Origin of the sequence: Paenibacillus sp. FSL H7-0942, assembly GCF_045040715.1 — a bacterium.
In the GTDB taxonomy this organism is placed as follows: domain Bacteria; phylum Bacillota; class Bacilli; order Paenibacillales; family Paenibacillaceae; genus Paenibacillus; species Paenibacillus amylolyticus.
In genome coordinates, this window is record NZ_CP150279.1 from 777,726 (window position 1) to 792,563 (window position 14,838).

General features: G+C 48.3%; 13 protein-coding genes. All 13 read left to right on the forward strand.

The window, feature by feature from the left end; translation table 11 throughout:
- Window positions 1–86 precede the first annotated feature (86 nt).
- Window positions 87–1,187, forward strand: a complete 1,101-nt coding sequence (locus MHI48_RS03615; protein ID WP_036614110.1) for a D-alanine--D-alanine ligase — start codon at window positions 87–89, stop codon at window positions 1,185–1,187.
- Between the two features lie 30 nt (window positions 1,188–1,217).
- Complete coding sequence (locus MHI48_RS03620; protein WP_017690758.1) at window positions 1,218–1,541, forward strand: hypothetical protein; 324 nt, start codon at window positions 1,218–1,220, stop codon at window positions 1,539–1,541.
- 155 nt (window positions 1,542–1,696) lie between these two features.
- Window positions 1,697–2,698, forward strand: coding sequence for a UV DNA damage repair endonuclease UvsE (gene uvsE, locus MHI48_RS03625; protein WP_036614105.1), 1,002 nt, complete (start codon window positions 1,697–1,699; stop codon window positions 2,696–2,698).
- Between the two features lie 107 nt (window positions 2,699–2,805).
- Window positions 2,806–3,669: an inositol monophosphatase family protein gene (locus MHI48_RS03630; protein WP_197997992.1), complete on the forward strand. Its 864-nt coding sequence runs from the start codon at window positions 2,806–2,808 to the stop codon at window positions 3,667–3,669.
- 24 nt (window positions 3,670–3,693) lie between these two features.
- Complete coding sequence (locus MHI48_RS03635; protein WP_047841418.1) at window positions 3,694–3,984, forward strand: hypothetical protein; 291 nt, start codon at window positions 3,694–3,696, stop codon at window positions 3,982–3,984.
- A gap of 305 nt (window positions 3,985–4,289) precedes the next feature.
- Complete coding sequence (locus MHI48_RS03640; RefSeq protein WP_339189919.1) at window positions 4,290–5,612, forward strand: stalk domain-containing protein; 1,323 nt, start codon at window positions 4,290–4,292, stop codon at window positions 5,610–5,612.
- Window positions 5,613–5,862: 250 nt separating this feature from the next.
- Window positions 5,863–7,650, forward strand: coding sequence for a histidine kinase (locus MHI48_RS03645; protein WP_339189917.1), 1,788 nt, complete (start codon window positions 5,863–5,865; stop codon window positions 7,648–7,650).
- On the forward strand, window positions 7,625–9,178 hold the full coding sequence (locus tag MHI48_RS03650; protein WP_405143032.1) for a response regulator: 1,554 nt from the start codon (window positions 7,625–7,627) through the stop codon (window positions 9,176–9,178). The genes MHI48_RS03645 and MHI48_RS03650 overlap by 26 nt, the downstream gene beginning before the upstream one ends.
- Before the next feature lie 222 nt (window positions 9,179–9,400).
- Window positions 9,401–10,684: an ABC transporter substrate-binding protein gene (locus MHI48_RS03655; protein ID WP_405143034.1), complete on the forward strand. Its 1,284-nt coding sequence runs from the start codon at window positions 9,401–9,403 to the stop codon at window positions 10,682–10,684.
- Between the two features lie 139 nt (window positions 10,685–10,823).
- Window positions 10,824–11,726 carry a carbohydrate ABC transporter permease gene (locus MHI48_RS03660; protein WP_047841423.1) on the forward strand — a complete coding sequence of 301 codons (903 nt, stop codon included), beginning with the start codon at window positions 10,824–10,826 and terminating at the stop codon, window positions 11,724–11,726.
- Between the two features lie 2 nt (window positions 11,727–11,728).
- Window positions 11,729–12,568 carry a carbohydrate ABC transporter permease gene (locus MHI48_RS03665; RefSeq protein WP_017690747.1) on the forward strand — a complete coding sequence of 280 codons (840 nt, stop codon included), beginning with the start codon at window positions 11,729–11,731 and terminating at the stop codon, window positions 12,566–12,568.
- 105 nt (window positions 12,569–12,673) lie between these two features.
- Entirely contained in the window at window positions 12,674–13,882 is a 1,209-nt protein-coding gene (locus tag MHI48_RS03670; RefSeq protein ID WP_405144577.1) for a rhamnogalacturonan acetylesterase, read from the forward strand.
- A 477-nt stretch (window positions 13,883–14,359) separates the two neighbouring features.
- Window positions 14,360–14,776, forward strand: coding sequence for a sensory rhodopsin transducer (locus MHI48_RS03675; RefSeq protein WP_405143036.1), 417 nt, complete (start codon window positions 14,360–14,362; stop codon window positions 14,774–14,776).
- Window positions 14,777–14,838 lie beyond the last annotated feature (62 nt).

The following is a 14,838-nucleotide window of genomic DNA, read 5'->3' on the forward strand; positions in this document are numbered from 1 at the left end:
ATAAGACCAGATAATGCAAGCAGAATAACAAGGGTGCTGAGCATGCAAGCATGACAGCATCAGGCACAGATAATCGGAGGGTACACATGAGTATGGATAAATTAAAAGTAGGCGTCGTGTACGGCGGAAAATCGGGCGAGCATGAGGTATCGCTGCAAACGGCGTTTGCTGTAACAAACGCATTTGATTATGAAAAGTATGAACTGGTTCCTTTTTATATCTCCAAGCAGGGTACGTGGAAAAAAGGACCTGTCATGCATGCGCCGTTCGCGCAGATTGAAGACTTGAAGCTGGAGCAATCGGCAGGCGGAACGCAGGATGCGCTGAACGCACTGTTTGGCCGTTTGTATGGCGGAGCAGAAGCGCTGGACGTGATGTTCCCTCTGCTGCATGGTACGTTTGGAGAGGATGGCACCATTCAGGGCATGTTTGAGATGGCGGATATGCCATATGTAGGTGCAGGTGTACTCGCTTCGGCTGGCGGCATGGACAAAGTAGTCATGAAAAAGCTGTTTGCACAGGCTGGCATTGACCAATGTGCCTTTACGTATTTTAACGCGACACAATGGAAGCAGACAGAGCATGAAATGATCGTACAGGTCGAAGATCAGCTCGGGTATCCTTGTTTTATCAAACCGGCAAATCTGGGCTCCAGTGTAGGCATCTCCAAAGCACGTAACCGCGATGAGCTGAAGACAGCTGTCGAGTTTGCACTTCGGTATGACACGAAGGTTGTCATTGAGGAGTTCGTTGAAGCCCGTGAAGTTGAGGTCAGCGTCCTCGGTAATGACGAGCCCATGGCTTCCGTTCCAGGTGAGATCGTATCCTCCGGTGAGTATTATGACTATGCAGCCAAGTATATTGATGGTCAATCACAGATGCTGATTCCAGCTCCACTGGACCCAGAGGCCGCAGATCGCATTCGCGAGGCAGCTTTGCAGGCGTTCCGTGCGATTGAAGGTAACGGCATTTCACGCGCCGACTTCTTCATTCGGAAAAATGACGGCGCCTTGCTTATTAATGAAGTCAACACCATGCCTGGTTTCACACCATACAGCATGTATCCACTTCTTTGGCGTGAGACAGGTGTATCGTATGCCGAACTGCTGGATCGCATGATTGAGCTGGCACTGGAGCGTTACAACCGCAAGCAGGCACTGAATTACGAGAACGGCGTACAGGCGTAGCCTGCGACCACAAGATCAGGAGGGATATGCATGGGATTTCAGACTGAATTCAATTCCGTATGCAAGTTCAAGAATGAGCAGGAGCTGTTCGAACTGCTTGAATACGGACGCGGCAAAATGGTCAAACAGGGCTTCCGGGTATTTCCTACCGGCCAGAAAGTGATTGCATACACACCGGATAACGTGGCTGTAGCCATCGTCAAGATCGTGGTTTCCATTGCGGAGATCAACTTCCAGGGGCAAGAGGTAACCGAGGTGGAGATGCTACTCATCCGCAAATTGACTGAGGAAGAATCACGCATCCAGACTGCCCTTGCGGATGAGATGTTCTTTGGGGAGCAAGCACAGGAGTAGTTGTTGACTGTAAGTGCGGGTCGGAAGGACGGATTTGCCAGAATACGATTATGGTCACTCTTTTAGGGTAAAACTTGGTTATATACAGTGACGGTACATCCTGACGGCTGAATATGCCGTGTGGGTTCTCCGCCCTAATAGAGAGGAAGAGATTCATGCTCGTACGCTTTGGTTACGTGGCAATGTCCGTGCTTATAGAGAACGCCTCGCCTTCCCGGACCATGACCATGTCGAGTTTTAACAAAATCGATGACAGGGAAGCGGCGATCCGCAAGCTCGAACGGATTGCAGCCGAGAACCTGCACAATACATTACGTTTGCTCAGGCACAACAAGGGTAGCCATATTCATGTATATCGCTTCTCTTCCAAATTGATTCCACTGGCAACACACGAGGACCTGAATGACTGGGACCCGTTCCCGGCGCTGAAGCAGGACTTTGCGGCTATTGGTGATTTTGTGAAGGAAAATCATATGCGTGTGTCCTTTCATCCGGATCATTTTACCGTACTTAGTACCCCCCGCGAGCAAGTTCTGCGCAACTCGATTCGCGACCTTCGTCATCATGTTCGGATGCTGGATGCCATGGGGCTGAATGCCACTGCCAAGAACAATATACATATTGGTGGTGCATACGGGGACAAGCCTTCGGCGGCGCTTCGTTTTGAAGAAAACTTTTTGAAGCTGGATCGGGACATTCAGGAGCGGCTCACACTCGAAAATGATGATAAAACGTTCAATGCGCCTGAGACACTTGCCGTGTGCCAGCGCTTGGGATTGCCCATGGTACTGGATATCCATCACCATTGGGTGAACAACGAAGGAGAACAGGCATGGGATCTGTGGCCTGATATTCTAAAGACCTGGCAGTCACCGCTTGCCCAGGCAGATTCACCGGCTGATCAGCCATTGCCACCCAAAATCCATGTCTCCAGTCCAAAGAGTGAGAAGGATCTGCGAGGTCATGCCGATGGTGTGGAGGTAGAGCCTGTGCTCGATTTCTTGCGTCATATCGCAGCAGACACCCCAAGACTTGACGTGATGATTGAGGCCAAACGCAAGGATGAGGCTCTTGTGCAACTGATGCAGAAGCTGGCATTCTATCACGAAGAGGGTGTAGAGTGGGTGGACGAGTCTACCGTCATCATTCATCCGTAGTGCCAAAAGGGGCCTGGGCAACGAGAAACTTTATGACCTGTGGGGCGTATACTTTTAACAAGTATTTCAACTTTTCGTAGATTGATATAGAAAGTAGAGTGAACGCTTTGAATGAGAAGGAAAAGACACCTTATGTCGTGACAAGCAAAAGCTATACTGCCGTTGCCATTAATGCAGCTTCCAAAGCTGGCGAATGGATCAAAAGCCGTCTTGGGACGGTAGCTGAACTTGGCACCAAATATTCACCCCAAGATCTGGTGACCGAAGTGGATAAAGGAGCGGAGCAGATGATCCGCCGCCTGATTCTTACGCATTTTCCCCACCATGCCATTCTGGGTGAAGAGGGCGTCGAACCGGGACCGGAAGCTTCGGCAAAAGCACTGAAAGAGGCCGAGGAGGAAGAGTTCCTGTGGATTGTTGATCCTGTGGATGGAACGACAAACTTTGTACACGGATTCCCGTTTTATTCGGTGTCCATCGCATTGGCTCACAATGGTGAAGTCATTGTCGGCGTGATCTACGACCCTTCCCGTGATGAGATGTTTGTTGCGGAAAAAGGGAAAGGAGCATATGTTCACGGAAACCGGATGCTTGTATCTGGTGAACAGGAACTGGCTCAGAGCCTGATTGCGGTTGGATTCCCGGCAGACACAACCTTTGCGTTGCCACTGAATATGGCGGCTGTGCAGGCGCTTGCTCCGCAAGTTCGTAACTTGCGTGCAGGCGGATCTGCCGCCCTCCATCTGGCATATGTTGCCGCAGGACGCCTCAGCGCCTACACCGAAGTTGGATTGAAACCGTGGGATATTGCCGCAGGTGCACTGTTGGTTGAAGAATCAGGTGGCAAGGTGACCGATACCATCGGAACGCCTTACCAACTGTCTGTGAATCATGTCGTTGCCAGCAATGGCAAAATCCATGATGCACTGACGGATGTGCTGAAGGAAGCGAAAGCAACCGGCTTGGAATGAAATTCATTATAAGGAGCGAAAACAATGGATGAATCCAAAGAACTGGAACGACGGCTCAGTGATATGCTGACGGAAGGGGACATGGAAGAGTCCGGCGACACCAATCAGCGTGAACGCCAGCTGATTCCTCCCAAATATGAAGTGCGAATCCAGACAGAACGTGATCCAATTGTCGAGGAAACGTTAAAGTACCGGAAGATGGCACGCGAAGTGGATGATCGTTATGATCGGTATCTGGAGCGAGCTACCGGGAACAAACCGGAGAGTGACAAGGGTCATTCGATTGCTGAAGACTCGAATAAGCCGCAATCTTAACTAATCACTGAACGTCATAGCTGAGCTTAACCAATAACAGGCTCCCCTTTAGGGAGTCTGTTATTTCATGTGTGCTCTCAGTAGAGAGGACAACGCCTACTTTAAAATGATAGAATAGAGTAACACCAACCTATGTCATTGGAATGACCAATGTACTATATATTAGTGAGGTTGCTCAAAAAGTCCGCTTTTGATTACGAAGGATGCCTAGCTTCATCCCATCTTCTCGGTACTGAAAACCGCCCTTTTTGAACACGTATATTAGTGTAAATTATTATAGATTTGCGAGAAGGAGTGTTACCTGAATGAAGCGTAAACGTATATGGGAAAATACAGCTGCCGGTTTAACGGTAAGCATGTTGGCAGGAATGCTGCTCTTTACATCATCTGCATTGCCTGCACACGCGGCTGACACCAAAACCGGTGTATTGCCAGCGGGTACAAACGAGACTTCGCTGACAGCGAAGAAAGATGCAGTAGCCGTAACTAAGGAGTTCCGCATCGTCACATTGGGAGATTCCATAACGGTAGGTTATGAGCCCAACACAAAAGAATTGCCTTATGGTTATGTAGAACGTCTCCAGGAGCAAGGTTTGCTGCATGGACGTACACAGGTGGACAACTACGGGATTGCCGGATTGAAAACCAGTGGTCTGAAAAACTTTACTACTGCAATTAAGGATGGCAAAACGCTGACTTCTGAAGCCATTCAACCAAGTCTTCCTGATCCAAGAGCGGGACAGATCGGAGCCAATACTGCTGCAATCCGTGAGAGTGTAGCACAGGCCAATCTGGTTGCAATTACCATTGGGGGAAATGATGTATCTGAGCTTCTCGGTACAGCAGACAAACTGAGTGATCAGGATCTGCAAGCGAAGGTAAAAGAATTACTCGCAACATATACAGCCAACGTTAGTGCAACGATTAATGATATCCATGAAATTAATCCGACAGCTACAATTGTCATCGCCGACCAGTATCAACCGATGCCAGAAGTAGCAGGCAAGGCACTTTATGCCAAACTGATGGAGGCATCCCAAGGTTTCACACAGACCATTGATGGCATTGCAGCACAATTCACTGCTCAGGGTACCGATGTCAAAGTCGCACACGTGGCCAAGGAGTTTGTTGGTGGTGAAGGCACGATGACACATATGATCAAAGATCGTGATTTCCACCCGAACCAATTTGGATATGCGGCCATTGCCGAAGTATTTGCCAAAACGATCTGGGGCGACTACACCAAGCTGACTACACCTGCGACAGGTGAGCCGATGAACATTATTGTGAGTGGCAAAACATTAAATACTCCGTACAAACCGATTATCCGTAACGGCAAAAACTTTGTGGCGATTCAAGACATCGTGAATGCGGTCGGTGCTACTACGGTGTGGGATAACAAAACTTCAACCGCAACCATTACATATGGAGACCGGAAAGTTGCGGTGAAGATTGGTGCCAATGCTGTGAAGGTAAATGGAGCATCGGTTACTGTGGATACACCTGCATTCCTGAATAAGGTAGGCAAAGAGTCCAAAACATATGTACCACTTGCCATGGTGGCTGAAGGTCTTGGCTTTGATGTGCAATATGTAGCGAAGCTGAAAACTGTTTTTGTTAATCCGTAAATTGTATTTCATGTTTTAACATGATGTTATTCAACAGCCAGAATACCTTGATTTGTTCAAGGTATTCTGGCTGTTTTGTGTTCTTTTTACGTTGCTGACACAGATGTATACCTTCTCTAATGACCTAAAATGTTGCATAAATATATCTTGTCAGATGACCAATGGATGTGTAAATATGAAAATAACTTACAATAAAACCACTAATGCATAGTATGACAGGCACCCCTCGCAAGCCAAAGGAGCGCTTAGGATGAACAAAATTAAAAACGCTTTCACAACACTACCGATTCACCACAAAACGATTCTTCTCATCGGACTTTTGATGTTGATCAGCTTTACGTTTTATGCGTCCGTACTCCGATATGTGTTCAGCATCTATGACCGCCAGATCTATGAGAAATCCTCGCAGGTCCTCAATATGTCTTCGGTAGGTATTGAGAATCAACTTCGTGAAATTTCTAATCTCTCCTTCAAGGTGATGTCGGACGAGCCGCTTCAGCAATATCTGCTCCAACTGAAAAAGGCCGAAACGGGTTACGAGAAAAATGGATTGCGTAAAAAAATTACTAACAGGTTAGTCGCATATGCCGGTTCCGAAAAATACGTCTATTCCATGCTATTTATCGATAATGATAATAACGTTATGGCCGCAGGCAATCGGGAGGGAATTTCGGAGTCGAAGCAAAAGGAACTGGTTGCACTGGGACAGCAATACTCGGGCTCCAATGCATGGCATACCAGTGGGGATAAACAGTCCCGACTCTTGTCGGTTCGACAGGTGAAATCCTTTATTGGCGGAGCATTTACATTGGAGGACCTTGGCACACTGATCATCCGCGTCCGGCTGGACCGAATTGTACAGGACCAGATGCAAGAACCGGCTGAGGACTCCCAATTACTCATTACGGATGGAAAAGAAGTGATCTATCCAACAGAATCGTCGGTCAGTGAAGCCGAGATTGAGTCTGAACTGAAGCGTACCCAGCCCTATGGAATTGCCATGTTGGAGCAGGGGAGACACTTTGTAGCTCGTGCTCATTCTTCCTATACGGATTGGACCTATCTGTACACAACCCCGTTTGACCAGATGTTTAAAAAGATCCAGTTTGTCAAACAGTTGGTCACGGTGATCTTCATCATGATCTTTCTGGCGGCGCTTATTATTGGAGCGAGATTCTCTCGCAGTATTACCCATCCGATTGCACAGTTGATCAAAAAGATGCGTAATATCGAAAAAGGAGATCTGGATAAGCTGGAGGAGGCTGCCCTCGGCAATGTTCCGATATCTCCACAGAATGAGGTTGGGCTGTTGCATCGCACATTCAAGATGATGCTTCAACGGATACGTGAATTGATTGATGAGAATTATGCGAAGCAACTGGTGATTCGTGAGACGGAGTTGAAAGCGCTTCAGGCGCAGATTAATCCACATTTTCTATACAACACGCTGGAATCCATTAACTGGCTGGCTAAAGTACAGAAGCAACGACAGATCTCGGAAATGGTTGAGGCTCTCGGATTTCTGTTGCGTAGCTCTGTGAACATGTCCGAGAAGTGGATTACGCTGGAAAGGGAGCTGGACATTGTCCGCAGTTACGTGACAATTCAGCGCACACGTTTTGAGGAAAGACTGGATTTCGACATGGAAATTGCCCCGGAGGTAGGAACGGCACGGATACCGAAGTTAACATTACAGCCGTTGGTGGAGAACGCGATACATTATGCACTCGAACCAAGCATTGACCCTTGCCGGATTCGAATCCGGGCGAGAGCAGATGGAGATAAGGTGATTATTGAAGTTGAGGACGACGGTCCGGGGATGACACCGGAATTCCTGGAACAGCTACACGAAGGACGTATTCAGACAAGAGGACAGGGCATTGGGTTATCTAACATCCAGGAACGAATCAGACTGACCTTCGGTGATGAAGGTGGAATGGTGATGAGCAGCAAGCCCGGATCAGGAACTGTAGTATCGATCAGCATACCTTGGATCAGAGAGGACGATGACGATGTACAAAGTGATGCTCGTAGATGATGAACGTGTCATTCTGGAGGGGATTTCCCAAGTGGTCGATTGGGCCGCAGCAGGTACGGAATTGGTGGGTACGGCGAGGAACGGGATCGAAGCATTGGACAAAATTGGGCAGTCGAGACCGGATATTATCATTACGGATATTTCCATGCCGGGTCTGGATGGTCTCGGACTCATAGAGAAGGCATCTGAAGCATACCCGGGAGTACGTTTCATTATGTTATCCGGCTACAAGGAGTTCGAATATGCTCGCAGAGCGATGCAATATGGTGTGAAGCATTATTTGCTCAAACCCTGCAACGAGAATCAGATCCATGATGCATTAACTGAACTGTTGCAGGAACATCAGGATGCCCAGGTGAAGGAGCATGTTGCAGGTGAGATGAAACAGCGATTGCAGCGAGTCCTTCCGCATGTAAAGGAGCAATTTCTGCTGGAGTTCATGACCAACCGCACCTATGGTCCGGTTGATCTGGAGTATTATCAGGAGCTGTTTGATCTGGAGCTTGAAGAGAACGCAGTTCGGTTACTGCTGTTCCGAATTGTAGATGAACATGATTACAGCCACTTATTTGCGATCAAAAACATTGCCAGTGACCTGCTCCCACATGTCCTGTTAAGCACAACCATTGAAGGCAAACTCCTCATTCTGCTCGCGGATTCAGCTGATCCGGCTGGACTGAAAGAAAGTATTGAAGAGGTTCGGTCTGCATTCACCAGACTATATAAATTGGAAGTGACCGCTGCGCTGAGTGAAGCAGATCGAATGATTCAGTCGCGGCGGTTGTTTCGTGAGGCGTTGCAGTATCTGAACCATCGCTTCTTTATCGGTGAAGGCAAGCTGATTACGAAGAATGATCTGGTACTGGCCGGAGAATGCGACGGATTGCATGTAGAACAGGATGCCGAGCAACTGTGTCAGTTGATCAAATCGGGTAATACCGAGGAAACAGCGGTAGAGGTGGAACGTCTGTTTGATCTATTATCACGTCAGCAGCTGGAAATTGAAGTGACTCGCTCTTATGTAGTGCAGCTCTACTCGGCGATGGTGCATGTCTGTCCACCTGAGGAGGCAACGGAATTCACCCAGCGTATGGCAGAACTGCCGCATATCGATACGTTATCTGGTTTGAAGTCTTTTGTTGCAAGCAGTGCGGCCCGATTAACTTCCGGTTATTACAAAAACCATATCAGCCGCCAGTCTTCAGCCGTGGAGAAGATGATGGATATCGTGGATCGTCATTTTGGAGAGGCGGATCTCTCGCTCAATGGAGTCGCTCATCAGATGCTCTATATGAATCCAGATTACCTGGGCAAGATTTTCAAAAAAGTCACAGGGGAGAATTTCTCCAACTACGTGAATCGCCTGCGCATTGAACGCGCATGTGACCATATTCGCAGAGGTGGGGATGTGAAAGTGTTTGAGCTTGCTGAATTGTTCGGATTTGGCGGGAATTCACAATATTTCAGTCAGGTGTTCAAAAAATGGACCGGGATGACACCTACGGAATTCCGCAGGATCGGCATATAACAATGAGCTACCAATCATGTGATTCATGTCTGGGGAGGACGAACAGCGCCGAGAGGGGGACTGTTGTCCTCCTCTGTTTTTTGAACCAACAAGACGGTTTTGTGTATTCAACTATGGTCGTACATTTGCGAAAATGACATTAACAAGTTTGTGAAAGCGTTATCAGAAATAAAAAGGATAGCTCGTTCACACAACCATATCAACATAAAAGGGGAGATTGGCATGGTGAAAAAGGCAATATTCCTGATGATGGCTGCTTTGCTCGTGTTTACAGCGGCATGTAGCTCAGGTGGAGGAAATGAAGGAGCATCTGGAGATGACTCAGTTACCCTGCGGATCGCTTGGTGGGGCTCGGATGCAAGGCATGAATATACACAGAAGGTCATCGACCTGTACAAATCGAAAAACCCGAATGTCAAAATCGACGTGGAATATGCTTCATTTGATGACTACTGGAAAAAGCTCGCACCACAAGCAGCGGCAAATCAGTTGCCTGACATCGTTCAGATGGATATTTCCTACATCAGCCAATATGCACAGAATGGTCAGCTTGAGGATCTAGCGCCTTATCTGGGCAACCAGATCAAAGTGGACGATGTATCCGAGAATGTTATCAGCACAGGTGTAATTAACGGTAAACAATACGGTGTACCTGCCGGTGTTAACGTTCTGGGCTTCCAATATGATCCGGCATTGCTTAAAAAAGCAGGCGTGGATGCAATCCCTGACAATATGACTTGGGAATCGTACGAAGCACTGGGCAAACAAACCGCAGATAAAGGTCTGTATTTGGATGGAGGGATAGCTCCGGATATTTTCTTCCACTACTTCCTGCGTACCAAAGGATTGTCGCTTTATAATGCGGAAGGAACAGGTCTTGGCTATGATGATGATCAATTGTTTGTGGAGTTCTTCGGACTCATGCGCCGCATGATCGAGCAAGGTGCAGCACCTACGCCGGATGTAGCTAACCAAACCAAAGGCATCATTGAGGAATCGGATCTCGTGAAGGAAAAAGGAATTGGCGTATGGCAATGGTCCAACCAGTTCGTAGCCTTGCAACAGGTAGCGAACCGTCCACTCGAAATCGCTCCAATGCCAGGACCAGATATGGAAAAAGGACTATATATGCAACCAAGTATGTATTGGGGTGTAACGTCCAACTCCAAAGTGAAGGAAGAAGCAGCTAAATTCATTGATTTCTGGGTGAATGACGTGGAAGCCAACAAACTGATCAAAGGTGAGCGCGGTGTGCCAATTTCAGGAGCAATCAAAGAAGCTATCGCACCTGAGCTGAGTGACGCAACAAAACAGGTCTTTGAATTCGTAGCAGCCATGGAGCCTAAGGCTTCACCAATGAGTTCTCCGCCACCAGTTGGTTCACCTGAAGTAATCTCTTCCCTAGCAGATGTGGTTGAAGAATTGAACTTTGGCAAAATTACACCTGAACAAGCAGCAGAGACATTCCGCAAGAACGCCGAATCTGTACTTGCGAACAATAAATAACAGTTGAATGATGGCTTGCTCGTCCCACTTCAGGGATGGTCGGGAATGGGGCTACTCGCAAATGCGAGGGCCTTTCCCCGTCCAGATGACCGAAGCCACGATGAGGGAGCAAGCTGATCCATGAAGGAGGTTCGTTCCATTGAGGCAGTATTCATCGTTACGTAGAAACTTAACTGGATATGCGTTCATAAGCCCGTTTATTATTGGTTTCCTGGGCTTCACACTCATCCCCATGTTTGTGTCCTTATATATGTCGTTCACGAGTTATAACTTGTTCACTTCTCCGCGGTGGATTGGGCTTGATAACTACACCAAAATGTTTTTTGATGACCCGAAATATTGGAACTCGGTCAAAGTAACGTTTCTGTATGTATTCATTGGGGTACCGTTAAGGTTGATCTTTGCCCTCTTCGTAGCGATGGTCCTAAACACTGGCTCTCGTATGATTGGAACGTACCGGACGCTGTATTACCTGCCATCCATTATCGGTGGTAGTGTGGCCGTATCCATTATGTGGCGTAACCTCTTCAGTAATGAGGGTGTTATCAACAGTGCTCTAACGGCAATCGGGATAGGGCCTATAAGCTGGTTTGGTGACCCTAATGCGTCCCTGGTTATGCTCATCTCACTGTCTGTGTGGCAGTTTGGTTCGTCCATGCTGATCTTCCTGGCTGGTCTCAAAAATATCCCTACTGAGATGTACGAGGCAGCAGGTGTGGATGGCGCGAACCCTATACGGAAATTTTTCAGCATCACCTTGCCACTGCTTAGCCCGATCGTTCTGTTCAATATGATTATGCAGACGATTGGTGCATTTATGACGTTTGTACCTGCCTATATTATCTCCAAAGGCGAAGGCGGTCCAATGGACGGTACGATGCTGTACTCTCTATATCTGTTCCGTCAGGCATTTATGTTTAACAACATGGGTTATGCTTCGGCCATGGCTTGGATCATGCTGATCATGATCGGTATACTCACGGTAGCTGTGTTCCTGACATCCAAGTACTGGGTGTTCTACGAATCTGAAGGAGGGAAGTAACGATGGTTTGGAGAAATGTGAAATGGCCCATTTATCACCTGTTCGTTGCAGCTCTTGCCCTCCTAATGTTGTATCCCGTACTTTGGATGCTCTTCAGTTCATTCAAGGAAAGCCGTACGATATTCGTCACAGCGGATACCCTGTTTCCTGCGGAGTGGATCTGGAGCAACTATGTAGATGGCTGGAAAGGCACAGCGGGAAGACCGTTCATGGATTACATCACGAACTCACTTGTAATCGTAGTGATATCTACCATCGGTGCTGTGATATCGTCATCGCTGATCGCTTTTGGTTTTGCCAGACTGAATTTCAAGGGACGCACGTTCTGGTTTTCCTTGATGATGTTAACACTGATGTTGCCACATGACGTGGTATTGGTTCCTCAGTACATCATTTTCACGAAGCTCGGCTGGCTGAATACTATCTTGCCAATCGTTGTACCTACATTCTTCGGAATGCCGTTTTTCATCTTCCTGATGGTACAGTTCATTCGAACGATTCCGAAGGAGCTGGATGAGGCTGCAACCATCGATGGATGTAACAAATTCAGACTGTATATCCAGATTATTATGCCGCTGATCAAGTCTTCTCTGGCGACTGCAGCCATTTTCTCCTTCTACTGGAGATGGGAGGATCTGCTCGGTCCGGTATTGTACCTGAACTCACCTGATAAATACACCGTGTCGATGGCGCTGAAAATGTTCCTCGATAGCGAATCTGCTTCCAACTGGGGTGCAATGTTCGCCATGTCCATCGTCAGTCTGGTTCCGGTTGTAGCTGTGTTCTTCATCTTCCAGAAACAAATTGTTCAAGGGATGAGCACCAGCGGATTGAAAGGATAAGCCAGATTACTGTATCTTCGTATCTTCGCCCGAATGAACGTTTACGAAAGTTAACCAAGGAGGTTATCGCTTTTGAATAAAGCTCAGGGTAGTCAGGCCGTTGCCATGGAGGCAGCGGCAGAGGGCCAGGCAGTGTCCGTGACCAGCTGGAAGTTTAACTTTGGACCAGACTCGGGAAGAGCAGATGAGACAGGGGATTATCTGAAAGTAACTGCAACAACCGCATATGAGGAACGCGGAGGGTACGGATTCGAGGCAGGATCTCTGGTGTATGAGAAACAACGCATTCGTGATGACGATGTGTCGAATCCCACGAAACAACATCATAACAATTCGGGGCAGACAACCATGTCTGCCCGATTGCGTTCAGGCTTCTGTATTCCGCTCAAAGCATCGTTCATCGTGGATGTTCCAGACGGAACCTACCAAGTATTACTTGTTGCAGGGGATGAATTGGCTGAGACAGTGACACGCGTGAAAGCTGGTGAAGGCAAGCTTGTACTGCCAACCATTCGCACACTTCCCGGACAATACGCAGAGGTTAGATTCTCGGTTGTTGTTCGCGGCGGCAGACTTCGTCTGTCATTCTCCGGTCCTGCACCGAGAATCAATGCATTGGAGATTACTCTTGCGAATCAGACCATGACCGTATTTCTTGCCGGGGATTCAACCGTAACAGATCAGCCGGAAAGTGGATATCCGTATTGCGGTTGGGGCCAGTTATTGCCGGCACAGTTCAAACATGATGTGGCAGTGGATAATCATGCCCAGTCAGGCCGCAGTTCCCGCAGCTTTATTAATGAAGGCAGATTAAGCGCCATTCTGGAGCGAATCAAGCCCGAAGATTTTCTGTTTATTCAATTTGGACATAACGATGAGAAGCCTGACCCTGAACGTGGGACGGACCCATTCACAACATATAAGGAATATTTGAAAAAGTATATCGATGCTGCACGCGAAGCCAAGGCTCGTCCAGTGCTCATAACCCCGGTGCATCGTCGCTATTTTGCGGATGATGGCACATTGACCGATACCCACGGCGATTATATCATCGCCGTGCGTGAGCTGGCGGAAGAGGAAGATGTTCCGCTGATCGATCTGGCTGAGCGCAGCCGTCTTCTGTTCGAGCAGGCGGGCGTTGAAGGCACCAAGGACGACTTTATGTGGGTACTACCAGGCGAGTATGTGAACTTCCCCTCAGGCGTGGAGGATAACACGCATTTTCAGGAACGAGGCGCCCGTCGCCTTGCCCAGCAGGTGGCAGAAGCCATCCGCGAGTTGCAATTGCAACCGTTGCAGATGTATCTGCGGTAATAAGTATCAGTATCAGTAGAGGATCTAATTCTATTGTTCTAGGGGATAAGTTCCCGCAGGATTTTAAGTCCTGTGCGTCTGTATTTAAGCCAAGCGAGTTAAACGAAGTAACGAGCCAGCAAAAGTTGCCCAGCGAAAGAGCGAAGGCAATAATCTTTTAAAAAACAGGCGAGCGTAGCAGCGGAGGAGGGCGGAATCGGGTAGAGGGAGCGAAGCGTCCGCCTTTGGAGCGGGATTTCCTCTGCTGAGGGGGAATTGAATAGAAATCCCGAGCCAACAGCGGCCTGTAGCCCGATCCGCCCGCCGAAGCGGCTGCCCCGCGAGCCCACGGGTTTTAAGAGTTTCCCCCGCGAATGAGCCAAAGAAATCCCGAGCCAACAGCGGCCCACAGCCCGATCCGCCCGCCGAAGCGACTGCCCCGCGAGCCCCACATTTTTAACTTAATATTGCACTCGCAAAAAAGGAGGATGTATTTCAATGACACCTGACCAGACAGAATCAGGCACATCTGCCCGTAAGAATGTTTCAGCAGCTACAGGTCACACCTACTGGGTCATTCCGGATGGTTACATTCCCCCGGAGAGCCGGGGCACATTGGAGAGTCATGAGAGCATCTGTGTACTGAACACCAGTGCCACGGATGCGGAGCTGCATATCACGATTTACTTTGAAGACAGAGAACCACTCGAAGGTATTGTCGCTGAAGTGCCAGCGAGAAGGACGAAGCATATTCGCACTGCATCGCTACGATCCGGGGAGCAGTCTATTCCGCCGGGCGTACCTTATGCGATTACGGTTTTGAGCAATATCCCCGTTATCGTCCAGTACAGTCGTTTGGACACGACCCAGCCTGAATTGGCTTTGATGAGTGTCATGGCGTATCCATTAGGATAACTTCCCCAATCGACAGCATAGTTGGAGATGGTAAGAAGCCCCGTAACCTTGCATTCAATGCA